A 26,497-nucleotide genomic window follows, 5' to 3' on the forward strand; every position below is an offset into this window, starting at 1 on the left:
TATCTGGTGTCTAGCGGACAGAACCTGCAGTTTCGGGTCATCGTGCGGGACCTTTTACATCGACAAATCATGATATTGGATGGTTAGCTATGCGTTTTGAAACAAAGTGTGTTCATACCGGAGTCGACAAGGACAGTACTTTTAACAGCTGTACAACTCCGATCTATACTTCCTCGACTTTCTACTGGGACAGCCTGGAGAGTCACAAAGGATTCGATTACACACGTAGCGGAAACCCGACGCGAAGTGCGATGGAAGAGAACATCGCAGCTTTGGAGGGAGGCGTCAGCTGTCGTGCTACTGCCACTGGTATGGCTGCCATCACGCTGGTCCTGCATCTGTTTAAACCCGGCGATCATATCATTGCCGGCGATGACATTTACGGTGGAACCTACCGACTGTTTGCAGATGTCTTCACCAAATGGGGGATTAAATTCTCCTTCGTCAAGATGGGTGACATTGAAAACGTTCGTGCGGCCATTACTCCGGAAACCAAGGCGATCTGGATTGAGACACCCAGCAATCCGCTGTTGAATCTGGTCGACATCCAGGCTGTGACGAAAGTAGCAGCCGAGACAGGCTCGGGAATCATTACGATCGCAGATAATACTTTCTGCTCTCCTTATCTGCAGCGGCCCATTGAATATGGAGTCGACATTGTTCTGCACTCGACGACGAAGTATTTGAACGGCCATTCCGATGTGGTGGGAGGCTGTGTGATTTCGCGGACAGATGAGCTGGCTGAGCGGGTCGCATATATTTCCAATGCACTGGGACTGGGATGTTCTCCCTTCGATGCCTGGCTGGTGTTGCGCGGGGTCAAGACCCTGGGAGCACGTATGGAGGCTCATCAGCGGGGAGCGATAGCTCTGGCACAGATGCTGGAAGCACATCCCAAAGTGGAACGCGTCTATTATCCGGGACTGGAATCGCACCCCCATCATGAGCTGGCGAAACGTCAGCAGAGCGGCTTTGGCGGGATGCTGAGTTTCGATGTTAAAGACGGGCGTCCGGTTGCCGAAAAAGTGATGCTGAACTCCAAGCTGTTTCTGCTGGCCGAATCACTGGGTGGCGTCGAGTCTCTCATTGAATACCCGGAGAGCATGAGCCATGCTTCCATGACTGAAGCGGCACGCCGTGAGGCGGGTATCACTGAAAAGACCGTTCGAGTATCGGTAGGGATTGAAAACCCGGATGATCTGGTGGCAGATTTGAAGCAGGCTTTGGACAGCTGATAATCACTCATTCCTGCTCGAACTGGAATCAGGCGGCAGACTTCTCTGCGCTCCTGTGAGAGTCTGCATTTTCTTAGAGAAGTGTATCGACAGCGCGTGTCATGCGCGTTTCTGATATGATATGATGACCTGCTGAATTCTGATGGTCATTCAGCAGACACTCTACTTCGAACCTGTATCAGTACGCTGTTTTCCGAGAGAGCTGCCCGTCCGCCAAATACCCATCCTGGAAACCAAGAAGGCCGAGGTTATGAGTATTGATCCCTATGATCCCTGTCCCTGCAACAGCGGGAAAAAATATAAGTTTTGCTGCCACTCGATTGGAGACGAGGTCAGCAAAATATCGCATCTGCATGAGACTCATCAGACGGCGACAGCATTGCAACTTCTGGATCGCCTGAAGAAGAAATATCCCGAACAACCTTTGAGCTACATTACTGAAGCTCAGATCCTGATGGCTGAACGACGCTTTGAAGACGCGCTGGTTCCATTAAACGAATGCCTGGAGCGAGAACCGGATCATCCCGCCGCCCATTCTCTGCTGGCGACCTCTTCCTTTCTGGCGCATGGATACAAGCAGTCTCAGAAAACCATTTACACGGCGTTTCAGAAGTGCGCCGCCGTTGATGTCAGTCTGGCGACTCCCCTGGCGATCAGTATCGCGATTGCCCTGCAGATGCGTGGCTATTACCTGGCAGCCCGGGAGCATTTTGCCCTGGCAATGCGTGTGGCCTCACAGGAGTATCAGCAGAACCTGTTTATGAACCTGCTGGAGTTTGACGGGGATGATCAAATCCCGTATCAGTTCCGGGGAGTGCATGTCCTGGAACGCTGCCCTCTCGAAGACAGCGAACAGCAGACTACTTTTGAGAAGGCACAGCGTCTGGCAAATCTCGGATGTTATCGCTCCGCTGCAGGGTTGTTTAAACAGCTGGCAGAAGCGACCGGGCTGGTCATCCTCTGGAAAAACGCAGCCTTCTGTTATGCCTGGGCAACCGATGAAGTAAAAGCCGCGGAGCTGTTTCATCAGGCTGCGAAACTGGAATCGGAATTTGCAGATGCCGTCGAGCTGGAAACACTGGCGCAGCTGCTGGATCTGAATAACACGGCTGAAGTTGTTAATTCCATCGAAAAGATTTACGAAGTCGAATCGCTTGCGAAATTCCTGGGCCTGCTGGATCAGCACCCGCAGGTTTTAAGAGGCAATGTTCCACCACCACAGGATCAGGAGGAGACGACTCCTGTTGCGTATTATCAAATCCTCAACACCGAACTTGATGCCGAATCCCGCGGCGAAGCGATCGCTCTCGAAAATGTCCCCACGGTAATTGGTGATATTGATGTCTTTGATGCAGATCGCCAGCTGGGGCATCATGCGAGCATCCGACTGTATGCCTACGAGGGTGACCAACTGACGCAAGCGGAAGAGATTTTCGCAGACGCTCTCGGGAAAGACGGGAAAACTGAGTGTGGCCTGCAGGAGCTGGAACCGGAAAGTGAAGATGCGGGGACTCCGCTGTCACCTGTGCCTACTGAGCAGTGGCCTCTCTTTTTCCGCTGGAGCTTCCCTCAGAAAATGCCCATTCTCAAACGACGGGAACTGGAAGCGGAGCAGTGGAAAATACTGCTTTCCAAGACGTGGCCGGGAACTCCCCTGGCGGGACTGGATGGGAAAACGCCTGTTGAAGCGGAGAAGGATGAGAGTCTCAAAGTTTCACTGACCGCGGCCGTGTATGTTCTGGATGCACAGACACTTTCGCTAGGACATTTCCTGGACTTTGCAGAGCTGTCTCCCGCGCTGGAAGTTTCCGAGCTGCCTGCGCTGGAGATTGACGAGTCGTCCCAGTTCAATACCTGTTCCTCAATGACCCAGAACCGAATTCCGGTTAAGGAATTGAGTGATCGGCAATTGATGTATATCTTCAATCGGGCTTTATTAATTCGGCATCCCCGTTTTCTGTATGATGTGTTGATCGAAGTCCTCAGCCGGGATGAATGCAAAAAAGAAGTCGACCTGGATCGCGTTTACACTACGCTGACAGAGATTTGTCATAAGAAGAATCAGCGAGAAGAGATGTTGTCCTGGATTCACAAAGGTCAGGAAAACGCGCAGGCGAGTCAGGCGTTTGAGAATGAACTCCAGTGGAAGATGCGTGAGTTGTCTTTCCGGTTGGAAGATACATCTGATCCAGGGCTCTCTGATTTCATGAAAGAGATCTGGGACAAATATGGGAAAAAGATGCCTCAGATCAGAGAGTACCTGAAGGCATTCGCGCAGGCCTTTGATCTGGATCTTCCCTGGATGAAAGAATCGTCACTGTTGGATACCGGAGATCTGACAGGCAATGTTTCCAGCGAGGGGATCTGGTCGCCCGGTGAAGCGACTCCCGAGGCAGATTCTGGTTCGGGATCGAAGCTCTGGCTACCGGGCCAATCATAATCAACAGGAGCTGATTCTGCGGGGCAGGATCAACTCAATGCTGTTACCTGAAGTAAAGCGATTTAGGCCGTGGATCCGATCAGTCAGTTTTCCAGTCCTGAAGCAGTCATGCAGCGTGCCCTGGAACTGGCCCACCTGGGGCAAGGTTTTGTAGAACCCAACCCCGCTGTGGGCTCGGTGATCGTAGATGATCGGCTACAGCTGCTGGGGGAAGGCTATCATCAAAAGTGTGGTGGTCCCCATGCCGAAATCCACGCGCTTCGAATGGCAGAGGACAAGGCCAGGGGGGCGACTGTTTATGTGACCCTGGAACCCTGTTGCCATCAGGGAAAGACCGGCCCCTGTTCTCAGGCATTGATACAGGCAGGTGTGAAAAAAGTTGTGATTGCGATGCGCGATCCTGCCCCGCATGTGGACGGTGGTGGAATCGCTGATCTCAAAGCAGCCGGGATTGAAGTCGAAGTCGGACTTTTAGAAGAAGAAGCACAGCGACTGGTGAGGCCTTTTGTGAAGCGAGTAACACAGGGGTTGCCCTGGGTACATGCCAAATGGGCCATGACGCTCGACGGAAAGATTGCCAGCCGCACAGGGCATTCACAGTGGATCTCCAACAGCAGGTCACGTGTAATCGTGCATGAGCTGCGGGGGCGTATGGATGCAATTATGGTCGGTCATCAAACTGCACTATCCGACGATCCCCTGCTGACTGCGCGACCTGCAGGAAAGAGAACACTCACGCGAATTGTCATTGATTCTCAGGCGACGCTCTCCTGTGAGTCCAGGCTGGTTCGTACCATTTCTGAGGCTCCCGTGCTGGTGGTGGCTCATCCATCTGCGCCGGCGGAAAATATACAACGGCTGGAACAGGCCGGTGTCGAAGTGTGTCTGATAACAGCTGACGCTGAATCAACCCGCCCTGACCTCACATTATTTATGAAGGAGTTGGGGCGTAGAGAGATGACCAACGTACTGATCGAGGGGGGCGGAGGGTTACTCGGCTCTGGTTTCGATGCGGGGCTGATTGACGAGGTGCACGTGTTCCTCGCTCCGAAGCTTGTTGGTGGAGAAGCGGCGATCACACCTATGGCGGGAATCGGCCTTGACCAGATCCCCTCTTTTGAAAACGTCACCGAACTGGAAGTGCAGCAGTTGGAGTCCGATCTTTACTTGCACGGACGGTTGGTGTATCAGGCTTCAGAGCGTGAAGGTTCTGTGGAACCAAAATCAGTTTAGCGAACGTGAGAGCGTATCCAGCAGGGTACGCAGTTCCGGACGCTGTCTGATCACACCGACGAGAGCATATTTGCTGAGGTTGCTGCCATACATCTGGCGGTTCAAGGTAGGGCGTACTTCGTCTTTGAAGTAGCGATCCTGGCGGAAGCGGATCGCGGCATAGCAGGCCGCCATGGCCACCAGGCCCAGTCCCAGATCCAGATACCAGCCATCCCAGCTCAGTTCCATTTGGCGATGGATGAGAACGCAGGCCCAGAACCAGGTCAATAGCGCGATCCAGACCGGACGGGCGACGAGGGCATTGAGCCGTTCGTTAGCATGTACCAAGTGCCCGTAAAATTCGGGACTGGCCATCTCATCCAGTGGACGCTCTTTCTGGAAATTTTCACAGACCAGTTCACCATGATTCCGTGAAACAATTACTGACTCTCCTTCCTCGGGTAGAAAGTCAGCCAAGTATTCCAATTCCTCAAAGGGTGTGCTCATTCCTTTTCCCTTATCTTAATTCTCACCGGTTAAAGTATCGCTTTGTTTATGAAGCTGAAACACACTGATGTGCATTAAGATTTCGTTTCAATTACAGGAAACTTCCAGCGCGTTGGTATGATTAGAAAGATCGAATCACATTTATTATTTTATCTAATTCATTCTCGACGACAATAGGTCCGTTCGAAAAAGGCGTTTTGTTTACGCCATGATTCATCAGTTTTTCATCCAGATGTTCATCAGTCGCAGAATGGTATGCTACGGTCGCGTTGGGATCTTTCAGCTGATGCCCGGTCAGAATGCAGACGACGCGATCGCCGGCGGCAATGACGCCTTCTTCTTTAAGGAGTCGGGCTCCAGCGACGCTTGCTGCACTGGCAGGTTCGCAGCCGAGACCACCAGCGCCGACCTGTGCTTTGGCATCCAGTATCTCCTGATCACTGACTTCACGCACGATGCCGTCACAGACATCGAGGGCACGGAGTGATTTAGAGAAATTGACGGGACGATTGATCTCGATCGCACTGGCCAGAGTGGAAGCCCGACGATCTTCCTGATCCATCTTCGTAAAGAAATCGGTAGAGCGATCGCGGTCGTAGCGGCCCCCGTTCCAGCGGAGCCCCTCTTTTTCATAGAGCTGATACAGAGTGTTGGCGCCCTGGGCGTTGATGATCGCCAGACGCGGAATCCGATCGATCAGGCCGAGTGCCTTGAGTTCCATGAAAGCTTTGCCGAATGCGCTGGAGTTCCCCAGGTTTCCGCCGGGAACAACGATCCAGTCCGGCACCTGCCAGTCGAGTCCTTCCAGGACGCGATACATGATCGATTTCTGACCTTCAAGACGGAAGGGATTGACGCTGTTGCAGAGGTAGATGCCTTCGGTCTGACAGACTTCACGCACGCGTGCGAGGGCGTCGTCGAAGTCTCCCTGGATCTGAATGGTCTTCGCACCATAATCCAGTGCCTGTGACAGTTTGCCAAAGGCGATTTTTCCACTGCCAACGAAAACGACGACTTTGAACTTCTGTGCGACACTGGCATAGACGGCTAGTGAGGCGCTGGTGTTTCCGGTAGAAGCACAGGCGGCGACTTTTGCGCCAACCATGGTCGCATGGGTAGACGCGGCTGTCATCCCGTTATCTTTAAAACTGCCGGAAGGATTCAGTCCTTCGTATTGCAGGAACAGGCCATCATCGTTGACACCAACATAGCGAGCGACAGGCTGAGAGGTTTTGAGCATCGTCTGGCCTTCGCCGATCGTGACGATCTGTTCGTCGCTGGCAAAGGGGAGCAGTTCGCGGAATCGCCAGACACCACTGAAATCGAGTGGTCGATTACGATGACTCCAGCGTTTTTCGAAATCACGTAATGACTGAGGCAGCGGTACCTGGTCCCACTGATAAGTGACATCAAGCAGTTCGCCACATTTGGGGCAACCGGTTAATACTTCATCCAGAGAATAGGTGGCCTCACAATCAGGTGAAATACACTTCTGGAATGCAAGTTCAGTCGATACAGTGGAAATCGTAATTTCTCCTCAGTTTCAGATTAAAAATAAGAAATGCCTGATTTGTTGCAACTTAGATCGGGGAATCTCAAAACCGGCGTTTATTGTCCAGACCACTACGACGATACGCAACAGAAAGCACCGGCAAACAGAGGGTTTTTCCCGGAAGTTCGTTCAGTCTGAGGGATGCTGCTGCAGATCTCTTCTTGAAATAATATTTCTAAGGTCTTACATTGATTTGGGTAACGGCAATTATGTTCCGTATCTACCACTCGCTTACTCTGAATCAGCAGGCAATGAGACGATGTTCGATCTTTCCCGGGTACAGGCTGCGTTAGACAAGTTTCAGCTGGACGGCTGGCTATTTTACGATTTTCGTGGCAGTAACGTACTTGCCCTGCGGATCCTGGATATTCCTGAAGCAGCCATCGGCTCTCGTCGCTTTTTTTACTTTGTTCCCCGAGTGGGGACACCACTGAAACTGGTCCACCGGATTGAATCGGGAGCACTCGATCATCTGCCGGGAGAGAAGGTTGTTTATCTCAAGTGGCAGGAACTGGAAGCGGGGCTTGCGTCGATTCTGAAAGGAACCAGTCAGGTTGCGATGGAGTATTCACCGCGCAATGCTAATCCTTACATTTCCCGCGTGGATGCTGGAACGGTGGAACTGGTGCGCGAATCGGTCGACTCCATTGTGCCTTCTGGAGATCTGGTGCAACTGTTTGAAGCGGTCTGGGATCAGGAGCAATGGGAACTGCATCAGCGTGCGGGTGTCAGTACCGACCAGGCGTTTGAGGTCGCCTGGTCATTCATCGCCCGTCAGATTCGCGAGCAGGGGAGTGTCGAAGAGCAGGCCGTCTGTGATGTGATCATGGCGCATTTTGAAGAGTCAGGCCTGACAACTTATCACCCTCCCATTGTGGCGCGTGAAGCACACAGTGGAAATCCACATTATGAAACGGGGACCGGCACAGATACGGCGATCCGCGAAGGGGATTTTATACTGGTTGACCTGTGGGCCAAGTGTGATATCCCCCGCGGGGTTTACAGTGACATGACCCGTGTTGGCTTTGCAGGAACCGTAGTTCCGGAAGCGTACTCGAAGATCTTTCAGATCGTGGCGGAAGCACGTGATGCCGGCATTACTGTCGTGGAAGAAGCTTTTGCTTCCGGTAAGCCAATTCAAGGTTGGGAAGTGGATCAGGCCTGTCGCGATGTCATTGAAGCAGCAGGGTATGGCGAGTACTTCGTGCACCGCACTGGTCACAGCATTGGACAGGAGACCCACGGGAATGGTGCTAACATGGATAACCTGGAAACCCATGAGGAACGGCTCATCCTGCCTCAGACCTGCTTTTCGATCGAGCCGGGAATCTATCTACCCGAGTTCGGGGTACGCAGTGAGATCAATGTCTTTGTAGATGAAGCCTGCAAAGTTCATGTTACAGCCGGGGAGCGCCAGACAGAGATTCTTCCGATACTGAAGGAATACTGAGTCAGACGCTCCGGAAGATTCAGAGTTACTCCTGGTCAATGCGAAGCATTTCGTCCAGGATGACAGGGTGCCAGAGATCGTCGCGCTGCGATACTTCGGTGTAGTTCTTTCGTGCCCAGGTGCGCAGCTTAATCTCCTCAATCGCATCGACTGATAACTGATCTGTCTGATGTGCTGAAAAAGGAATGGTAGCTGAATTACCCAACGGTCTTCTCCTCACTACAAATGGTTTGAGAATGAAACTCGGCGAACCAGCTTCCTGCAGCCGCACGACCCGATTTGTTAAAGAACGTACCTGAAAATCTCTCACCGAAAAGGGGGCGCCTGTGGTGGGTTCCCCAAGCATGTGAGAGAGAAAAGATCAGGCTCCAGTGAAAAGTTACTCCTGACAAGAATCACTGGAATGGACAAATATTGTAGTCTTTTTGTCTGGAATGCAAGCCGAAATTCACTCAACTGCAGCGCATCTGACGCAAGGCATGGCTTTATCTGAGGTTAGGATTTCACTGCATCTGGAATGAAATTCCGATTCTGCGGCCTGGGTCGATTATTTCTCCAGAGAGATGTCGACGGTTGTTCCCATAGGCAGTTCAGGCCAGAGTGGACCTGCCGGCTCGACATGTACCAGAATCAGACTTTCGCTGGATCCCGGCTTGCGGATGGCCTGCTCTGAGATTTTCCGGACGACGCCCTTCCCCTTAAGATTTCCCGAGAAGAGAATTTTGACCTGAGTCCCTTCTTCGAACAGGCTGATCTTGCGAGAGGGAACCTCAACCAGCAGATAGGGATGGTCTTTATCGAACAGTTCTACGATAGGAGCCCCCTTCTGGATGGTATCGCCGACTTCTTTTTCAAGCATGCCGACGGTGCCGTAGCGACCAGCTCTGAGCTGCAGGTCTTCGCGTTGGGTTTCGAGTTGTTTCAACTCGTTTTTCACCTGTTCGAGTCGATTCTTGATCACTTCGACTCCCATCGCCAGGCGAATCTGCTGAGGAAGTTTTCTTTGCAGTGCTTTCAATTCGGCCATCTGTTCTTCACAGAGTTTGACGCGTGCTGCAAACACTTCGGCCGAGTTACGAGCGGATTCCTGCCGCAGCATGGCGGTGATCCGATTCTCATCAGGAAGTCGGCTTTCATAAACCAGTGAGCGAAATACTTCTTCGTTTGAGCCATTGCTGGAGATCGAATCGTAATCCTGCAGGAAGTCCTGCCAGGCTAGATTAGTAATCTGATGAATGTACTGCTCTTTCAGGTACTGGGATGATTTGAGTTTGGCCTGGAAGACTTCGGACTCGATTTCTTTGTTGCGTAACGCCAGTTCGACCTCTGTTTTCGCCTTGGATTGTTCCAACTGTGCTTCCAGCGCCGCTAACTGTTGTTGTTTGACTTGCCAGGTTTTTTCGAGTGAGCGATCAAAGAGGGTTACGACAATATCTTCACTGTCTACCGTCTGTCCTTCTGTGACATACATTTTCTGGATCACCGCATCGGTTCGCGCAGTGACGATCGTTTTCGGGGCCTGAAGCGAGCCGACGTAACTGTCAACGCGAAGTCCTCTGACCCATTGAGCGCAACTGACGCCCCCGACCAGTGCAATCATTAATATGACCAGCGCCCGGAAACCGAGCGAGGAGTGATGTTCGTTCAGATGGTGTTGCACCTGATAGTCATCGATAGTTTCAGCAGGCATTTCTGGCTGTCCTGTCAATCATCCAGAGTCAAACAGTTTTCCTTTGCGTACAGAGCACGCCATTAATCGAATCGGAATCCGGAAGATCAGAATTTACCTCAAAACCGTCAAATTCCACACTGCTCAGTGGTTGGGTGTTAAACTTTAACGTTTACGAAGACTTCTTGCGGGATGTGCTCAGGTTATCTCAAGTGAGAGTATACATTAGGCCATGTTCTTCTTGGGGGGGGGGGGGGGGGCCGGGATTGGGGGGATCGTTCTGGAGCGCAGGCCACCTCGAATAAGAGGCTCTATTCTGGACCGGAGTCTCAGCAGTCGCTTTTCTGAAATCCTTTGGTTAGGATGAAATCGAGTCTACTTCGAAGTGATTTACAGAGATGGACAGATCATCTTTTTTAAAGACGCTTACCGCTACAGACATAGAAAGTGAAATGAATTTATGAAGCCGATCGTACAGATTTCACTGGATCTGACCAATATTGAAGAGGCGCTCGAAACGGCAGCAATGGCGATGCGGGCTGGAGTGGACTGGCTGGAAGCCGGCACCCCTCTGATTCTGGCGGAGGGTTTGAACTGTGTCAGGGAGTTGCGTAAAGCGTTCCCGGAAACGCCAATCGTGGCGGATCTCAAGACCATGGACGGTGGTTACCTGGAAGCGGAAATGATGGCCAAGGCAGGGGCAACCCACGTGGTTGTGATGTCGCGGGCACACGAAGAGACGATTCACTGTGTGGTTAAAGCGGGGAAAGATCATGGCGTCGAAGTCATGGGGGATAACCTCGCGGATGACATGGTCTCTGCCGCGAAAAAACTGGAAGACCTCGGATGTGACTACGTGATTCACCATGTCGGCTATGATGAGCGCCGGGGTATCGCTGCCCGCGGCGAGCGGATGCCCAGTCCCCTGGATCAATTAAAAGAAGTCGTCGAAGCTGTCAGCATTCCTGTGCAGGCTGTGGGTGGGCTTTCGCTCGAACAGGCCATTCGCACTCCCGAATATGGGGCGCCGCTGGTCGTACTGGGAGCACCGCTGACCATTGATGCCGATTCCTTTAAGACCGCCAGAGGAGATCTGGAAGATTCACTGCGGCTGATTTGTGAAAAAGTACACGCTTACGGTGATGTAGTGATTGGAGGTCAGAAATGAGTCAGGTGGAATCAATGCAGACGGCAGTCGTGAATTATGCTCCTGAGGCAGACTCGGTCGAATTACAGGAGATTCCGGTTCCCGAGATTGGACCGGATGAGGTGCTTTTAGAAGTGGCTGCCGTGGGGGTCTGTGGCAGTGACCTGCATCAATGGACGGCAGACCACAGTTGGCCGGTCAACTATCCCGTCGTGCTGGGGCATGAATTTGCCGGTACCATTTCCAGGACGGGTGAACTGGTTCGCAACTGGTCGATCGGAGATCGCGTCGTCAGCGAAACGGCTGCCATCATCGATCCCGACAACCCACTCTCCCGCGAGGGACGCTACAATCTGGACCCGACTCGAAAAGGCTTCGGCTATGGTGTGAATGGGGCCATGACCAGCTTCGTCCGGGTGCCGGCGCGTTGTCTGCATCATGTGCCTGACAGTCTGCCTCTGGAAAAAGCGGCTCTCACGGAACCTTGCTGCGTGGCCTTTAATGCAGTCGTCATGAATGGAGATATTCAACCGGGGGATCGGGTTGTTGTATTTGGGCCTGGGCCCATAGGTTTGCTGTGTGCTGCGATGGCCCGGTTGCAGGGAGCGGAAGTTGCGGTCGTTGGTCTGGAACGGGATCAGGGCCGTCTGGAAATTGCTGCTCGCGAGTATGGTTGTGAGCCGATCATTGCCGGTCTGGATGAGTGGAGCCTGGCGGTAGATGGTCTTGGCGTGAATGGCGTGGTTGATGCTGCCGGCGTGTCAGTGACATTGAAGAAGTCGCTGGAGATCGTTCGTCCTGGGGGCTGGATCAGCAAAGTGGGCTGGGGGCCTCAACCTCTGGGCTTCTCGCTGGATCCACTCGTACAGAAGAATATTCGCCTGCAAGGCAGCTTCAGCCATAACTGGCCGATCTGGGAGCGGGTGATTCGGTTGTTGACGACCGGGCAATTGAATATCGATCCGATTATCGGTGGTACCTGGTCTCTGAGTGACTGGCATACTGCTTTCGAGACAATGCACTCTGGCGAGATCGTGAAAGCGGTTCTCACGCCCTGATGCTGATCGCCCTGCTTATGTAAAACATTTCCTGCAACGTTGAATATAAAAAACTGGAACCCTCGATGCCCAAACTAGCCGCGTTTCCTAAAGCCTTTATGGATGAACTGTGTCTATCCGGAGAAATGACACTCCAGCAGTGGATTGAACTGGCAGCGACACTCGATATTGATGGACTTGAATTCTATGCCGGCTTCCTGGAGATGAAGGATCAGAGTTTCTGGCCGGAAGCCAAAAAGATGGCAACGGATCAGGGACTGGAAATTCCCATGATGTGCTGCTCGCCGGACTTCACCCATCCTGATGAAGCATTTCGTCAAGAACAGATCGAGCATGAAAAATTCTGGATGGAAATGACGGCTGCTTTGGGAGGAAAATATTGTCGAGTCCTGTCCGGACAGAGACGCCCCGAAGTCTCGCGGGAAGAGGGCATCCAGTATACGGTCTCTTCCATCGAGGCCTGCCTGCCGCTGGCGGAGAAGCTCGGGCTCACCCTGATCATTGAGAATCACTACAAAGACAATTACTGGGACTACCCGGAATTTGCTCAGATGGCGGATGTTTTCTGCGATCTGGTGTCCCGGATTGATTCTCCCCACTTCGGGGTCAACTATGATCCGAGCAATACGATTCTGGCAGGAGAGGATCCACTGGAACTCCTGGCACGGATCAAGGAGCGGGTTGTCACGATGCATGCCAGCGATCGTTATCTGATTGAAGGAACTATTGAGGACCTGCGCAAAGAAGAAAACAGCCTGGGCTATGCCAGTCGTCTCAGCCATGGGGTGATCGGCAAGGGGTTGAACGATTACGACGAGATCTTCTCACAGTTAAAAGAAGTTGGATTCGACAGTTGGATCAGCATCGAAGATGGCGTTAATGGGATGGAAGAACTCCAGGAAAGCGTGGCATTTCTGCGGGCCAAAATGGCTCAATATTGGGGATAATACCCAGTTTATTAATAATTGGCGAAGATTTGGGGGGATAGAGAGGTAATCGGCTGTTGCACATACGTCCAACTTGGGGTATGGTGTATACATCTGACACGAGATGCGTCATGCGCTGTGTTAATACGTCTATATTTATTACACATTTTTGTGTCACTCCCTCCTGTGCGTGAAGTACAATTGATCATTCAGTAATTGTCACACGTACTTAGCAGGCACCTTCCTAATCAACAGAACCGATACGCCATGCTGGTTACAACTCAAAAAACAACTTTACTGGTATTACTTCTCACAGGGACACTGTGCTTCAGTGGATGTGGAAGTTCCAACTCGCCTGAACAGCGGCGCGTGAGTTCCAATCCGTTCGCGCCTTCTAACAATAAGAGTAAGAGTACTTCCTCGTCTCGCACCCGTTCCGTACAACAGTCGCCTCAGCGTTCAAATTCGAGTAGCGTGTCGTCAGGCGATGAGAGAAACGTGGTGCAGGCAACGAGCTCAAAGTCAGAAACAAAAACAATGCAACCGGGAGCAGAGTCAGTCGCTTCTGGAACGGACTCTTCCCAGGTAGATCTCATCGCAGAGATCAGTAAGTACACACTCGATCCCCAGAATCCTGGAGTCGCTGTGATCGTACGCGGCATTAGTGATAACATGCCCGAAGCGATGCCCTTGATTATACAAACGCTTGCTCCGGTTGTGGGAAATCAGCAGCCTGGCAGTGCGAAACCAATTCAGCTGGAACAACACCTGATTGATAATCAACTGGTGTTGATTATGCGGCCAGCACCTGCAGATCTGTTCGGGTTTGCTCAGAAGTTGAAATGTGGTGCGATCAAAGAAATTGACATTCAAAAACGAATCATCACTGTCGACACAGAATTAACTCAACTGAAGGCACTCGCTCAGAATGTCCAGGCTGGAAAGACTGGAATGAATTCAGACTTCAAAGTTTCTGCGAATTCTGAGTCGCTGAAAAACATGCAAGCCAAGGGGAATGTACCGGCCATCGGTAACGTGCCTGAGAAAACTGTTATTTCCAAAAGTGATATAGGTACGGATCGCGATTTAAAACCCAGGCCGGGTGAAGAGACGATCGACTGGGCGCTGCGTGTGATTGCGGGGACCAGTTCGTTTGCCCATGACACCGCCTGTAAGAAACTGGCTAAAATGGATCCTGATCCCCAGGACCTGCAGCGGGTGTCGTCAATTCTCGCCGCCACGTTGCCTCTGGCCAAGGAAGGTTTCCGGATGCCCGAGCATGTGAATGCGATGGCTGTCTGGTACACGGATGGCGCCACTCGCGAATTCTCTGAGTTACTGGAACAAGAAAAAGATTTTCTGGTCCGTGAGAAAATTATCAGACTGTTGCCGAACATTCATTCGCAGACCATGGCTGAAGTCCTTGTGGGCCGACTGTCCGACCGCGAAGACCGGAAAGATGCTCGGAGAGCCCTGCAGATCATGGGGGAAATCGCCGAAAAACCGGTACTTCAACTGTTGAATGACACCGATTCTTCACTGCGCATCGAGGCCTGTAATATCCTGCAGTCGATCGGAACTGCAGAAGCAATTGCTGCTTTACAGGAGCGTGCAGAAACCGAAGAGAATGAAGTGGTGAAAGAGCAGCTGCTCCGTACCCAGGCTAAGATCGAAAAGAAATTAGCCGGTAAGTAATCCGCCTTTTCTAGAGGTCTTTAATACCCGGCAGCAGCGCCGTGTTTTCGTGGGTCACTGTGTCCGCGCAGGCCATCAGGTTGACGGGAAACGGCCTGGGAGGCGGCCAGGCCGGAGCTCTGTTTCGTAGAGTGTCCAAACCGTTTAAGCTTTTCACCCGCCTGATCAAACAGCTCAGGTTCCAGAAGGAGATCTTCGGGAACCCATTGATGGTGGATGCGTGGCGCATCAACGGCTTGAGTCGGCGTCATGCCGAACACGATCATGTTCAACAGCACTTGCAGTGTGCTGGAGATGATGCGCGGGCCTCCGGAGGCACCAGCGGAAAAGACCGCTTTTCCATCTTTGACTGCGATCGTGGGGGACATGCTGGAAAGCGGTTTCTTGCCGGGTTCGATTTCGTTGGCTTTTCCCTGAATCAAACCAAAGGCATTCGGTTTTCCGGAGATGGCAGCGAAGTCGTCCATCTCATTGTTCATGACGATTCCGTATTTGGGAATGACGACATAACTGCCGAAAGTCAGGTTGATCGTTTCCGTGCAGGCGACTGCATTTCCCTGGGCATCCATCACTGAGAAATGGCTGGTTCCTCCATCTTGGGGAGGAACGTAGCGGCCGTAATCCTTCATGGATTTTGTCTGCTGCGGATCAATACGACGAGCCAGTTCGCTGGCATAAGTGCCACTGGTCAGCCGATCGATGGGGACGGGGACAAAGTCGGCATCACCCAGGTACTCTGCTCGATCAGCAAAAGCATGTTTCATGACTTCCGTCAGCAGGTGAATTTCCTCTGGGGAGTGATACTTCAGTTTCCCGAAGGGATGTTTTAGTGTCTGTTGTTCGAGTGCTTTTATCATGTTGAAGGATTCGATGATGGCGATCCCTCCACTCGATGGAGGGGGCATTGTCAGAATCTGATAGCCATCAAAGTTGGTCGACAGTGGTTTGCGAATGATGGGCTGGGTTGCTTTCAGGTCTTCCAGGGTCAAAATCCCGCCGGCCGATTTCCCGCAGGCATTAACTATCGCCTCAGCAACAGCGCCTTGATAAAAGCCGTCACGCCCGTATTCGGCGATAAGCTCCAGAGTCTTCAACTGGGGACTGTAAAAACGGGCATCTTCTTTCCAGGGCTTTCCGTGATTCAGGTATTCATCGACCAGCGTCTTGAACTCATCCGGATTGAGGGTTCCATTTTTGATGCGGGCCAGCATCCCTTTCTGGACAGAACGCATGTGTTCGTTGATTGGAACCCCGCGTCGGGCCAGTTGAATCGCGGGGAGCATTACTGTTTTCAGATCCAGAGTCCCGTATTCTTTGACAGCATAGCTCAATCCGGCGACAGTGCAGGGGACTGCCACTGCCAGTGGTCCCTGGCGGCTGGCCAGCTGACGCTGCTTGTCAGTTCCCGGCAGCTTGGCGTACATATCGGGAGTAGCAGCTGCGGGGGCCCGTTCTCTGTAGTCGATCACGGTTGCCTTATGATCTTTGGCATTCCAGATCACCATAAAACCGCCGCCGCCCAGACCACAGCTGGCTGGTCGGAGAACAGTCAGAGCAAAGGATGTGGCCACAGCGGCGTCGACGACATTACCACCCGTTTTGAGAATGGCGAGCCCGGCAGCACTCGCCAGGGGATGATCGGCGGCGACTACTGCCTGTTCATATAATTTTTCATCGGTTGGGGCAGCAGGATCCGCTGCGCGACCCGCTTGAGGCCTGAAGAGGATTAAACTGGAGATTAAGATGCACAACACGTTATTTAATAGTGGTTTACACTTAAGAAGTTTCAACAGCATGTTCTGCCCTTGTGGTCTAATCTGGGATGCAAAAATGTGTTATTCAGCAGAGACAAACTTCTATTGCCGCTCGAAGTCTGTCAGAACTCTGATTATACTATGCGACCAGTGTTGAATGATTTCCAGAGTGAAAGCCGGAAAATCTTTCCAGATGTGCAGCTACCCTGTTTTCCTGTTGAAACCAGTTTTCCGCTTCCTCAGATGATTCTGTTCCCGGCTGTCTGACGCCGCATCGACATCCGCAACAAACCGTTAACTTATACAGTCGCAATGCCATGACACTCACCAGACTCGAAACGCCTCCAGCAGAGAAGACATGCCAGCTCGTTACGCTGGGTTGTAAAGTAAATCAGTATGAGACCCAACTCGTAAAAGAGGCGCTGGAGAAGAACGGTTATCGCGAAGCAGGTGAAAATGAAACGGCCGACCTGTGTGTTGTGAATACCTGCACCGTCACTGCGACGGGCGACTCGAAGGGGCGCAAGCTGATTCGTCAGCTTTCAAAAAATAATCCCGGCACCAAGATTCTCGTGATGGGCTGTTACGCCACCCGAGATCCTAAGACGGTCTCCGAATTGCCGGGGGTCTTTGAGGTCATTACCGACAAGCGCGAGCTTCCCGATATCCTTGAGCGGCACGGGATTGTTGACATGCCCACCGGCATCTCTGAGTTCGAAGGTCGCAAACGGGCTTATGTGAAGGTGCAGGATGGTTGTATCCTGCGGTGTACGTATTGCATCATTCCCCAGGTACGTCCGGGACTGCAGAGTCGTTCCCCGGAGGATATCGAAGAGGAAGTCCGGCGGCTGGTCGGAAACGGTTTCAAGGAAATCGTGCTGACAGGAATTCACGTCGGTCACTTTGGTGTAGATACCACGCGAGGCAAATCTGGCAAGGCCCCCTTCCGACTCTGGCATTTATTTCGCAAGCTGGACCAGATTCCCGGCGACTGGCGGATGCGGCTCTCGAGTGTTGAGGCTGCTGAAATCCACGATGATTTTATTTCTGCAGCCGCTGACTGTGAACACCTCTGTCCCCAGTTTCATCCTTCACTGCAGAGTGGTTCCGATACTGTTCTGAGACGGATGAAACGCCGCTACTACGTGAGTCGGTTTTTGGAAAAACTGCAGATGATGCGGGAACGACTGAATCATCCTTCCTTTACGACTGATGTGATTGTCGGCTTTCCCGGTGAAACCGATGAAGAATTTGCAGAAACACTGCGTGCCTGTGAAGAGGCTGAGTTCATGAAGATTCACGTCTTCCCTTTCAGTGCCCGCAAGGGAACACCTGCGGCCACTTATGAGGATCAGGTCCCTGCCGAAGTGCGGCAGGAACGTTGCCAGCAACTCGCGGAACTGGAACGGGATTTAGCACAAAAATTTTATCGCACGCTCATTGATCAGGAACTGGAAGTTCTGGTAGAACGTGAATGCGAAGAGCGTCCCGGCTGGGTGCGAGGTACCGATCGCTGGTATGCCCCTGTGGTTTGCCCGGGCTCCAGTGCGGATCTTGGTAAGTTTGTGATCGCCCGTGGTACTCAGGATCACCGTGAGTACCTCGAAGCCGAGCGCATCTGATTCATTGTGACAGACAGAGCTTTGTTGCTGCAGTCATATTGGCTGGTAATATCCCTGTCCGATCCGATTGAAAAGAAAGAAGTTGAGTGGCCGTATTAATTGCGATTGAAGGCATCGATGGTTCGGGAAAAGGGACTCAGGCTGCACGTCTGCATGAAAAGTGTCAGGCAGAGGGCATCAACTCGAGTCTGATTGGTTTTCCACGATACTCTGAGACCCTGTTCGGGAAATCGATTGGCGATTTTCTGAACGGCCGCTTCGGAGCATTAGATGCAGTCCATCCTTTCCTCGCATCATTGCTATATGCTGGTGACCGCTTTGAATCACGCGGATTTATCCAGAAGACGATAGAGGACAGCGAGGTAGTCATCTTTGATCGCTACATTCCATCCAATATTGCCCACCAGGGGGCCAAGCTCTCCGGGGATGAGCGCATCGAATTTATTTACTGGATTGAGCAGATTGAATACGTGATCTACCAGATGCCTCGTCTGGATCAGGCAATCCTGCTGGATCTGCCTGCCGATTATGCACAGAAAATGGTGGCAGAAAAGCAGGCGCGATCCTATACCGATCAGGTCACTGATCTGCATGAGTCGGATCAATCCTATCTGGCCCAGGTCCGAGATGTTTATCTTCAACTCGCAGAAGCGAACGAACAATGGGACAAAATCGAGTGTTTGCAGGAAGGCCAGCAGCGTTCTATTGACGACATTGGCACTGAAATCTGGTCGCATCTGACACGTCTGCTGGCGCGGTAATACCTGCTTCAGCGGTTTGTTCAGCGCCTGCATGAACAGCAGCGTTGATTGATTCAATCTTAATCAAAGCTGAACTTAAAATACTCTTGACCCTTTCCTGACTCAGCCTGTCTAATATCAGTATTCTTTGATCTTTGGAAGGGAGAAGGGAATTGTGAAGCGCGACCTGAGCCAACTCACCTTGCGGGAGATGTTTTCCAATACGGAACGTCTGACAGCAGAACTCGCAGACCATCTGGAGCTGGGGTTCCTCCCGAAAAATCAGCAATTAATCCGTATGGTTCGTGTGCTACCGGAAGGCGTGGAAAAACGTCGGGTAGAAGATATCAGTGTGCGTAACCAGGCTGCTGATTTGCTGAAGAGCGACCAGTTTACCCAGGAGCTGTTCACAAAACTGGATGAATACCTGGAAGCCATCGAAAATTCGATTGAAGGGATCATCGACGGGAACTGAAACACTTCAGTTGACGGGTGCGGTGAGAGGCGAGAATTCCTCAACCAGTTTGCGGGCACTCAATAATCCATCGACGGCAGCTGAGACGATGCCCCCTGCATAGCCGGCCCCTTCTCCTACGGGATAGAGTCCTTTATATCCTGGTGCCTGACAGGTGTCGCGATCGCGGTCAATGCGAACGGGCGAACTGCCGCGCATCTCGGGGCCAACCAGCACCGCATTTTTCAGAAACAGACCGCGCCATTTTTTATCCATCACAGGCAGTCCATTCTCAATCTGGTTAAGCACTAAAGGAGGTAGCACCTGATGCAGGTCAGTGGGGACAACGCCGCGACGGTAGGTACCCTCGTATTGAAGGCTGGCATCAGTCTGTTTGTGATTTAAAAAATCATCGGCACGCTGAATTGGACAGTAGTAATTTTGCTGTCCAATCTGATAAGCGGCCGCTTCATACTTTCGTTGCAGTTCAACGCCAGCCAGGGGATGTTCGCTACCGAATTCCTCCGGATAAATCGTGGTCATGATCCCACTGTTGGCAAACCCGGTGTCATGCCGTGAATTGCTCATGCCGTTGGTGCAGAACATACCTGGTTCCGAAACACTGGGCATCACAATTCCCCCGGCGCACATGCAGAAGGTATACAGATCACGTTTGCCTTTCGTGATCATGGTATAGTCGGCCGCTCCCAGCAGCGACAGATATTCGTCTCGACCGTACTTGTGCTCATTGACCTGTTCCTGAGGCTGTTCGATGCGCAGGCCCAGTTGAAACGCTTTACGGAACAGGGGAACGCCCAGGTCATAGAGCATCTGGTATGTGTCGCGGGCACTGTGACCGATGCCGAGAATGACCTGTCCGGTTTTGATGTATCCGGAAGAGGTCATGATGCCCTGCACCTGACCATCCTTGACGTCTATGTCTTCCAGCCGACATTCAAAACGGAACTCGCCTCCCAGGGCGTCGATCTTGCGGCGGAAGTTTCGACAGATCATGGGGAGCTTGTTACTGCCCAGGTGGGGGCGATGTTCGTAGACAATCGAGGGCCGCGCACCACACTCAACAAACCGCTCCAGAACCCATTGCACGTCCGGTCCAGTCAAACGGCAGGTCAGTTTGCCATCACTGAAACAGCCCGCGCCTCCTTCACCAAAGAGGTAGTTGTTCTCGCTATGGAAGTCAGCTCCCTTATCGAATTGCCTGATTTCGGGGACACGCTCTTTTACGGGAAACCCACGTTCAATGATCAGTGGTCGATATCCCTTACACGCCAGATAGTAACCTGCCAGGAGTCCTGCGGGGCCAGAGCCGACGACGACAGGACGCTCTTCCAGAGGAGTCGATCCGTTCTCCGGGTCGAAAAAGGCACTTTCGGTAAATGCCTGGACGGAAAGGTCTTCACGGAGATGTTTCAGCAGGCTTGTTTCGTCAGTGACATTGACCTCAGCAGAATACACAAAGCACAGGTCATGGCGCGAGCGGGCATCCAGACTCTTTCTCAGAATTCGAAAACTCTGCAGATCATCATCGCCGACTCCCAGTTTCAGAGCCAACTCGTGAGCCAGTTCTTCCTCGGGAATCTCGACGGGGAGACGAATGTTGGTAACTTTGAGTGACATAGATCAATAACCGAAATCGAATGGGCGCGTTATGCGACTTGAGATCGCCCGACTTGAGATCGCCCGGAGCAATTCGACATGTTATACCGCTGGGGTGAGCGAATGCAATTTTGTCACTTTGAAACCGGCAGAAAAGGGTAAAATACTTTGCCCAACTTCTCATTATATCTGATTCAGGCGGCTTTTTTCAGGGACGTGGATTCGTCTGCCAGTGAGACCTTTTCTGTCTGCACCAGCTTAGACTTGCGCTCGATATCATCCATTTTTTCCTGCACGAGTTCAGTATAGTATTTCAGTTCCTCTCGGGACAGGTTTTCCGGGATGTGGATGGGGTGTCCGATCATGTAGTAGACTGTGCTGAATGGTTTAGGGATCAAGATATTGGTCCAGCTGCCCTTTAATTCCCAATAGCGGGAAGCTGTGAATGCGGTGGGGACCACAGGTCGTCCGGAATGGGATGCCAGGAAAACAATCCCTGCTTTCATTTTATGATGCGGGCCTCGGGGGCCGTCGGGGGTGATGACGATATGGTTTCCTTCTGCCTCGATGAGTAACTTCTTGATTGCAGCGGCACCGCCCCTTGAAGTAGATCCTCGAATGACGCCCATACCTGCTGCTTTGAGCATGGCTTTGATTGTATCTGCATCCCGATGGTGGCTGATTAAGGCGACCGACTGATGACCACGGGCTCCAAAAAGAGGGGGAATGACGGAATCGTGCCAGACGCTGTACAGGAAACGTACCGACCCCGTATCAGCAAATGGACAGCGTTCCAGGCTGTCGTCAACAAAATCCAAACGCGTCGTTTTGAAAATCAGACGTAACATAAGGACGACCAGATTATTAACGAGACTCAATAGAGCCGGACTCTTGATTTTCAATTGATTTCTCCTGCAGGATCTTGACCAGGCGGGTAGTGTCTGAGCGAATTGTAATGATGTTCGCATCTGCGCAAATCCCAATTTCTGCAGGAGGCGTGATTTCAGAATTGTTGGTAGCCACTTTGCGCAGATTGCCTGTTTTTAGGCCGATTTCGCGTCGGACAGGAGCTCAGGCGTCAGGATCGAGGGGGATTCCCAGTGCTTCGATGCGTCTGTACAGTTTTGCCCTGGTCAAACCGAGCAGGCGGGCTGCTTCAGTCCGATTATGTTTAGTCTGTTCGAGTGCCTGCTGGATCTGATCTTTCTCCACTTCCTGCAGAGTCTGTTCCAGCGGTTTGATGAGAGGGGGCAGGGCCGGTCCCAGCGAGCGGGCATCCATCCCCGTCAACAGGCGCAGGGGAAGTGAGTCCCGGGTGATCAGGGTTTCCGGCGTCGATTGAAAGGCAGACTGAATTACCTGTGCCAGCTCGTCCAGGTTGGCCGGCCAGAAGTAGTCGTGGAACAGTGAAAGTACTCCCGGTGCAAATCCACTGACCTGTTTCTGCTGGTAGCGATTTTCATTTTCCAGAAAATGCTGGGCCAAGAGATCCAGGTCTGCTCTTCGCTCCCGGAGGGCTGGTACTTGAATCTGCAGTGTGCTGATCAGAAAGAAAAACTCGGGAAGCAGTTGTTCCTGTTCGAAAAGTTCATTCAGGGGAGAGGAACAGGCTGTCATCAGGCGGACTGTGTGTGCCTGGGATTTCGTCTGAAAGTTCTCAAGGATGATTTCCTGGATATCGCGCGACAGCTGATCGACTTCATCCAGGAAGAGAACCCCCGGTTCGAGGGGCATGGATTCATCCAGATCCTTTTCGAAGACTTTCTTAACGGTCTGTTTCAGTTCGCGGGGAGGCAGCTTTTTACAGTTTAAGGGAACAAAGATTTTACGACGTTGCTCACTTTCAAAGTGCAGGGCGCGGGCCAGATGTTCTTTACCGGTTCCGACTTCTCCCTGGAAATGAACGGGCTCTCTGGTATGAGAAGCGAGTTCGAGTTGTCGCAGCACGCGCTGCATGGCGGGATTTCTGGCTATGACAGTGGAAAAACGAAATCGATTTCGGAGCGACAGCCGCAGCGCGGCCAGTTCAGCATGCAGCTGTTGGGAAGCGGTTGCCGAACGAAGTTTGTGAGGTTCATCGATGGGATCGATCGTGCCCAGAACCAGGCGGGTTCGGTTCTGATCATCCAGCAGCGGAGTGTAGCGAATCACGCAGGGAATGGTTTTACCACTGCGGCTCAGCAGGTAGCGGGGAACTTCACTCCGCGTCCCTTCAAACACTTCGGGAGGGGGGCAGAGCAGATTACAGACGGACTCACACTCTTCTGAATCTGTATCGACTGCATAATCACAGGTCTGTCCCAGTATTTCTTCTGCGGGCCACTCTACAATGCGCTCACAGCCCTGATTGAAGAACAGGATAACCCGAGCCGCGTCGATTAGAAACAGAGGAGTCTGGAGCGCGTTCAGGCGAGTCTCCAGACGTGTGCGGCGTCCCGAACTGCGGTTCATGCTGTCCGCCTCCTCTGTAACCTTCGAGTTTATAAATCAGGGGCCTTAACGCTGTACGCGTCCCGATCCACCGCCGCGCATTAACGCTTCAATTTCTGATCGTGTCGAATAGTTAAAATCACCTTGAATGCTGTGTTTCAGGCAACTCGCGGCGACTGCGTAGCGAATGGCGGTTTCCGGTGCAGACAGTTCCGGTGTGTTCAACGCAAAGATCAGAGCACCCGCGAATGAGTCGCCGGCTCCAACGCGATCAACAATATTTCGGATCTCATAGCTGGAATAATTTCCCTCTGTGTCACAGGGAGCAAACTCAGCCCGTTGTTGACTTTGATCGTAGAGCATGGCCCCCCAGTTATTGTGGCTGGCAGAAATGCTTTCCCGCAGAGTAATCGCAACCTGTTTGACATTGGGGTATTGAGTAGTGATCTCTTTCGCGACGGCGATATAGCCTTCGATGTTGAGTGTCCCAGATTCCACATCCGTTTCGGGAGCCCTGATCCCCAGTGAGAGATCCGCGTCTTCTTCATTCGCGATGATCACATCGATCAAGGGAGCCAGCGACTGCATTGTGGTCTTGGCCAGTTCAGCCGGGGCCGTACCTGGTTTCCAGTTCCAGAGCTTTTTGCGAAAGTTCAGATCACAGGAGACGGTAATGTTTCGTTTGCGGGCTTCCTGTAACGCCTTTTCGGTGAGCCGGGCCGCTGATTCACTGATGGCGGGTGTAATTCCAGTGATATGAAACCAGGTTGCTCCTTCAAAGACCCGGTCCCAGTCAAATGTTTCTTCTGTAGCCTGGGCAATGGAGCTGAATTCACGATCATAGGTGACAGTGCCTCCACGCTGGTTGGCTCCCGTTTCCACAAAGTAGATCCCGAACCGCCCTTGAGACGTCCGGTGGATCAGGCTGGAATCGACGCCCAGTTTCTGCATCTCCTGTACGAGGGCATCCGTAATTGGATTGTCCGGGGAGGCGGTGGCAAAAGCAGATGTACCTCCCTGGAAAGCGACGGAGATGGCGACATTCAGTTCACCGCCACCAAAGGTCGATTCTAAAAGGCCAGGGATGGACTGCCTGACCCGCAAATGATTTTGAGGCGCCAACCTCAACATGACCTCACCTAAAGTAACGACTCGCACGGCACACCTTTGAGTTGATTTATAAAATTCTGACGGGGGAAAATATACGTCGTTCAGCTTACCCTGCCTGATCAAATCATTCCAGCTTGGCAAAAGAAACGAAGTGTGTCTGCTGCAAATCGATTATCGGGAGCATCTGAGGCGAATCCCTGAAATGACGTCAGTGGGCGAAAGATGATTCTTGATTTATTCTTGAAAATATGCCATGGTGTGCCAAACAGTTGTCACACCCCTGTTTTAGAATCATTTCATCAATCAAACTTGATCAATACACAGAATACAGGTGGCGGCAGTTTCGTCTAGCCCGTTCAGGGACAGAGATGGAGATGGACGGGGTTGCCTGCATGGAACTGCCGCCCCGCTGTTTTTGTGCAAGTTTTCCCCTCTTTGAAGCGTCAAACATCTGGACAAAAATCCCATTGTATCCGCGACTCCTGATTCATAAGGAGGCTTTCGCCTGATCTGGGCAATTATTTGATCTCAGCTGCATCGTTCGTTTTGACATGCTCACCGGGCAAAAATAGATTGCTCCTTTAAATCAGATGTTGAACCCTGGAAAGCGAGCAAATGGAGCCAAAGGAAACGGAAGTCGTCTGCCCGGACTGCGACCAGAAAATTGAATTCAAATATGGAATGAACGAAGCGGGAAGACTGACATCAATGGAATTTCAGTCCCGGCGTCTGGGTTGTTCTGTCGAGTGTCCTCACTGTGGACATGTCTTTGTCTACAAAGTTGACTCTGACGACAATTAAACAGACATCTTAATCGTCTGTCATCCTCCCTGAATATTCAGCATCACCATCACGCTGAAGATCAACGACCCAATCAGACAACAATAGCAGGCGATGAGCATGCCACGATGTGACCGCTGTCTGTGTCTCGTTAGCGGCTGCGCCAGACAGACCTGGATCAGTAACCTGATACAGACAAAAGCAGTCAACGCGGAAGAGATGGCAACAACGACCGCCAGTCCCAGGTAGCCGGCATGCAGAGTGGCCATCGTGCCTGTCATCGAGGGCTGATGGATTTCGAGCAGCAAGATCAAGGTCTGCCACTTCAGTCGGAACACCGCCAGCGCAGGAAATCCGGCCAGGGTTAACAGCAGCAGTACCGCAGCGATGCCTGCCAGACGTTGATCGGCAAACAGCCCCCTCAATTGTTCTGGGGTGCGAATTTTCGTGCCCTGCTGTGCCAGGGCATCAATCAGAAATGCCAGACCTGCCAGAGTGAGGTAGGAGAACAAGAGTTCCGGTGCATATTCCTGGATGGCCTGCAGAATTGTACCGGACTCTGGATTCTCAGAGGCATGTCTCCACCTCCAGCAGGCAGCAGACAGCAGGGCCAGGAAGATGCCTGTGGTCTGGATGAGAAGCAGGTCGAACAGACCGCGCAATTGTTTTTCGACGAGCAGGAGCCCGGATGAGACGGTCAGTGTGATCAGTGCGCAATAATAAAAAATCTGTTCCAGCAAGGCAGACTCTACAACGCCGATTTGTGAACCGATCAAGGTCAGAAAGCTGAGGCCCGCGGTGAGGGGGATCAGTAAGGTTGTGGTGGAAATCCAGCAGGGAATTTCGGCTCTGAGTTCCTGTTGTCGAAAGTGAATCGGAATGGCTCCCATGCGGAAGACGCAGCCGAGTAGCGTCAACAGGATTCCCAGTGTTGGCAGTGAGTGATTACCTGACGCGCCTGGTCTGGGAGAGATTCTATTCAGGTAGGTGTGGATTTCTGTGAGTGACGTGGAGTCAACCACTGCGATCAGCAGAAGGGTGCCCGAGAGCAGAATCAGCGTCAACGGCAAAGATGTTTTCAGTATCAACCGGGCAACCA

The 26,497-nt window shown here is 52.1% G+C and carries 22 protein-coding genes; 12 read left to right on the forward strand and 10 right to left on the reverse strand.

Annotation, left to right across the window (positions count from 1 at the left end; all coding sequences use genetic code 11):
• The first annotated feature begins 89 nt into the window (after positions 1-89).
• The 3 genes from RID21_RS10190 to ribD all read left to right on the forward strand — a co-directional run bounded on the left by RID21_RS10190 (position 90) and on the right by ribD (position 4,908).
• Positions 90-1,235, forward strand: coding sequence for a trans-sulfuration enzyme family protein (locus tag RID21_RS10190; RefSeq protein ID WP_350188573.1), 1,146 nt, complete (start codon positions 90-92; stop codon positions 1,233-1,235).
• 250 nt (positions 1,236-1,485) lie between these two features.
• Positions 1,486-3,675, forward strand: a complete 2,190-nt coding sequence (locus RID21_RS10195; protein WP_350188575.1) for a tetratricopeptide repeat protein — start codon at positions 1,486-1,488, stop codon at positions 3,673-3,675.
• A 69-nt stretch (positions 3,676-3,744) separates the two neighbouring features.
• Entirely contained in the window at positions 3,745-4,908 is a 1,164-nt protein-coding gene (gene ribD, locus RID21_RS10200) for a bifunctional diaminohydroxyphosphoribosylaminopyrimidine deaminase/5-amino-6-(5-phosphoribosylamino)uracil reductase RibD (protein WP_350188577.1), read from the forward strand.
• Here the strand turns inward: ribD and RID21_RS10205 are convergent.
• Positions 4,900-5,394 carry a hypothetical protein gene (locus RID21_RS10205; protein WP_350188579.1) on the reverse strand — a complete coding sequence of 165 codons (495 nt, stop codon included), beginning with the start codon at positions 5,392-5,394 and terminating at the stop codon, positions 4,900-4,902. The genes ribD and RID21_RS10205 overlap by 9 nt on opposite strands.
• A gap of 121 nt (positions 5,395-5,515) precedes the next feature.
• Positions 5,516-6,925: a threonine synthase gene (gene thrC / locus RID21_RS10210; RefSeq protein ID WP_502892609.1), complete on the reverse strand. Its 1,410-nt coding sequence runs from the start codon at positions 6,923-6,925 to the stop codon at positions 5,516-5,518.
• A 280-nt stretch (positions 6,926-7,205) separates the two neighbouring features.
• Between thrC and RID21_RS10215 the strand changes: the two genes are divergently transcribed.
• Positions 7,206-8,396: a M24 family metallopeptidase gene (locus tag RID21_RS10215; RefSeq protein WP_350188581.1), complete on the forward strand. Its 1,191-nt coding sequence runs from the start codon at positions 7,206-7,208 to the stop codon at positions 8,394-8,396.
• Between the two features lie 25 nt (positions 8,397-8,421).
• On the opposite strand, the gene RID21_RS10220 is transcribed toward RID21_RS10215, so the two are convergent.
• Positions 8,422-8,601 (reverse strand): hypothetical protein, encoded by a 180-nt coding sequence (locus tag RID21_RS10220; RefSeq protein WP_145192766.1) that lies wholly within the window; start codon positions 8,599-8,601, stop codon positions 8,422-8,424.
• Positions 8,602-8,943: 342 nt separating this feature from the next.
• Positions 8,944-10,086 (reverse strand): HlyD family secretion protein, encoded by a 1,143-nt coding sequence (locus tag RID21_RS10225; protein ID WP_350188583.1) that lies wholly within the window; start codon positions 10,084-10,086, stop codon positions 8,944-8,946.
• Positions 10,087-10,525: 439 nt separating this feature from the next.
• On the opposite strand from RID21_RS10225, the gene RID21_RS10230 reads away from it, so the two are divergent.
• From RID21_RS10230 to RID21_RS10245, 4 genes are all read left to right on the forward strand, one after another.
• Positions 10,526-11,233 carry an orotidine 5'-phosphate decarboxylase / HUMPS family protein gene (locus RID21_RS10230; protein WP_350188585.1) on the forward strand — a complete coding sequence of 236 codons (708 nt, stop codon included), beginning with the start codon at positions 10,526-10,528 and terminating at the stop codon, positions 11,231-11,233.
• Positions 11,230-12,270 (forward strand): zinc-binding dehydrogenase, encoded by a 1,041-nt coding sequence (locus RID21_RS10235; RefSeq protein WP_197999578.1) that lies wholly within the window; start codon positions 11,230-11,232, stop codon positions 12,268-12,270. Before RID21_RS10230 ends, RID21_RS10235 begins: the two co-directional genes overlap by 4 nt.
• Before the next feature lie 65 nt (positions 12,271-12,335).
• On the forward strand, positions 12,336-13,217 hold the full coding sequence (locus tag RID21_RS10240; protein ID WP_350188587.1) for a sugar phosphate isomerase/epimerase family protein: 882 nt from the start codon (positions 12,336-12,338) through the stop codon (positions 13,215-13,217).
• Positions 13,218-13,733: 516 nt separating this feature from the next.
• Positions 13,734-14,891, forward strand: coding sequence for a HEAT repeat domain-containing protein (locus RID21_RS10245; RefSeq protein ID WP_350188589.1), 1,158 nt, complete (start codon positions 13,734-13,736; stop codon positions 14,889-14,891).
• A 20-nt stretch (positions 14,892-14,911) separates the two neighbouring features.
• Here RID21_RS10245 and ggt read toward each other — a convergent pair whose 3' ends face one another.
• Positions 14,912-16,687 (reverse strand): gamma-glutamyltransferase, encoded by a 1,776-nt coding sequence (gene ggt, locus RID21_RS10250; RefSeq protein WP_350188591.1) that lies wholly within the window; start codon positions 16,685-16,687, stop codon positions 14,912-14,914.
• A 275-nt stretch (positions 16,688-16,962) separates the two neighbouring features.
• On the opposite strand from ggt, the gene mtaB reads away from it, so the two are divergent.
• The 3 genes from mtaB to RID21_RS10265 all read left to right on the forward strand — a co-directional run bounded on the left by mtaB (position 16,963) and on the right by RID21_RS10265 (position 19,482).
• Positions 16,963-18,267, forward strand: a complete 1,305-nt coding sequence (gene mtaB, locus RID21_RS10255; RefSeq protein ID WP_350188593.1) for a tRNA (N(6)-L-threonylcarbamoyladenosine(37)-C(2))-methylthiotransferase MtaB — start codon at positions 16,963-16,965, stop codon at positions 18,265-18,267.
• A gap of 86 nt (positions 18,268-18,353) precedes the next feature.
• Positions 18,354-19,028 (forward strand): nucleoside/nucleotide kinase family protein, encoded by a 675-nt coding sequence (locus tag RID21_RS10260; protein WP_350188595.1) that lies wholly within the window; start codon positions 18,354-18,356, stop codon positions 19,026-19,028.
• 154 nt (positions 19,029-19,182) lie between these two features.
• A complete protein-coding gene (locus RID21_RS10265; protein WP_350188597.1) occupies positions 19,183-19,482 on the forward strand; it encodes a hypothetical protein in 300 nt (99 codons plus the stop codon).
• A 6-nt stretch (positions 19,483-19,488) separates the two neighbouring features.
• Here RID21_RS10265 and RID21_RS10270 read toward each other — a convergent pair whose 3' ends face one another.
• The 4 genes from RID21_RS10270 to RID21_RS10285 form a co-directional block, all read right to left on the reverse strand.
• A complete protein-coding gene (locus RID21_RS10270) occupies positions 19,489-21,099 on the reverse strand; it encodes an NAD(P)/FAD-dependent oxidoreductase (RefSeq protein ID WP_350188599.1) in 1,611 nt (536 codons plus the stop codon).
• Positions 21,100-21,272: 173 nt separating this feature from the next.
• Positions 21,273-21,926: a lysophospholipid acyltransferase family protein gene (locus tag RID21_RS10275; protein WP_350188601.1), complete on the reverse strand. Its 654-nt coding sequence runs from the start codon at positions 21,924-21,926 to the stop codon at positions 21,273-21,275.
• A gap of 223 nt (positions 21,927-22,149) precedes the next feature.
• A complete protein-coding gene (locus RID21_RS10280; RefSeq protein ID WP_350188603.1) occupies positions 22,150-23,529 on the reverse strand; it encodes a sigma 54-interacting transcriptional regulator in 1,380 nt (459 codons plus the stop codon).
• 45 nt (positions 23,530-23,574) lie between these two features.
• On the reverse strand, positions 23,575-24,666 hold the full coding sequence (locus tag RID21_RS10285) for a PfkB family carbohydrate kinase (protein ID WP_350188605.1): 1,092 nt from the start codon (positions 24,664-24,666) through the stop codon (positions 23,575-23,577).
• A gap of 567 nt (positions 24,667-25,233) precedes the next feature.
• On the opposite strand from RID21_RS10285, the gene RID21_RS10290 reads away from it, so the two are divergent.
• The gene (locus tag RID21_RS10290; RefSeq protein ID WP_350188607.1) at positions 25,234-25,419 is read left to right on the forward strand and encodes a hypothetical protein; all 186 of its coding nucleotides are present in this window, start codon (positions 25,234-25,236) and stop codon (positions 25,417-25,419) included.
• A gap of 20 nt (positions 25,420-25,439) precedes the next feature.
• Here the strand turns inward: RID21_RS10290 and RID21_RS10295 are convergent, their stop codons facing one another.
• A complete protein-coding gene (locus RID21_RS10295) occupies positions 25,440-26,468 on the reverse strand; it encodes a hypothetical protein (RefSeq protein WP_350188609.1) in 1,029 nt (342 codons plus the stop codon).
• Positions 26,469-26,497 lie beyond the last annotated feature (29 nt).

It is taken from the genome of Gimesia sp., from assembly GCF_040219335.1.
Classification (GTDB): Bacteria; Planctomycetota; Planctomycetia; order Planctomycetales; family Planctomycetaceae; genus Gimesia.

Coding starts and splice junctions, on each gene's coding strand:
- RID21_RS10190 (WP_350188573.1), top strand. CDS start 90: ATGCGTTTTGAAACAAAGTGTGTTCATACCGGAGTCGACAAGGACAGT.
- RID21_RS10195 (WP_350188575.1), top strand. CDS start 1,486: ATGAGTATTGATCCCTATGATCCCTGTCCCTGCAACAGCGGGAAAAAA.
- RID21_RS10205 (WP_350188579.1), bottom strand. CDS start 5,394: ATGAGCACACCCTTTGAGGAATTGGAATACTTGGCTGACTTTCTACCC.
- RID21_RS10215 (WP_350188581.1), top strand. CDS start 7,206: ATGTTCGATCTTTCCCGGGTACAGGCTGCGTTAGACAAGTTTCAGCTG.
- RID21_RS10225 (WP_350188583.1), bottom strand. CDS start 10,086: ATGCCTGCTGAAACTATCGATGACTATCAGGTGCAACACCATCTGAAC.
- RID21_RS10230 (WP_350188585.1), top strand. CDS start 10,526: ATGAAGCCGATCGTACAGATTTCACTGGATCTGACCAATATTGAAGAG.
- RID21_RS10235 (WP_197999578.1), top strand. CDS start 11,230: ATGAGTCAGGTGGAATCAATGCAGACGGCAGTCGTGAATTATGCTCCT.
- RID21_RS10240 (WP_350188587.1), top strand. CDS start 12,336: ATGCCCAAACTAGCCGCGTTTCCTAAAGCCTTTATGGATGAACTGTGT.
- RID21_RS10245 (WP_350188589.1), top strand. CDS start 13,734: ATGCAACCGGGAGCAGAGTCAGTCGCTTCTGGAACGGACTCTTCCCAG.
- ggt (WP_350188591.1), bottom strand. CDS start 16,687: ATGCTGTTGAAACTTCTTAAGTGTAAACCACTATTAAATAACGTGTTG.
- mtaB (WP_350188593.1), top strand. CDS start 16,963: ATGACACTCACCAGACTCGAAACGCCTCCAGCAGAGAAGACATGCCAG.
- RID21_RS10270 (WP_350188599.1), bottom strand. CDS start 21,099: ATGTCACTCAAAGTTACCAACATTCGTCTCCCCGTCGAGATTCCCGAG.
- RID21_RS10275 (WP_350188601.1), bottom strand. CDS start 21,926: ATGTTACGTCTGATTTTCAAAACGACGCGTTTGGATTTTGTTGACGAC.
- RID21_RS10280 (WP_350188603.1), bottom strand. CDS start 23,529: ATGAACCGCAGTTCGGGACGCCGCACACGTCTGGAGACTCGCCTGAAC.
- RID21_RS10290 (WP_350188607.1), top strand. CDS start 25,234: ATGGAGCCAAAGGAAACGGAAGTCGTCTGCCCGGACTGCGACCAGAAA.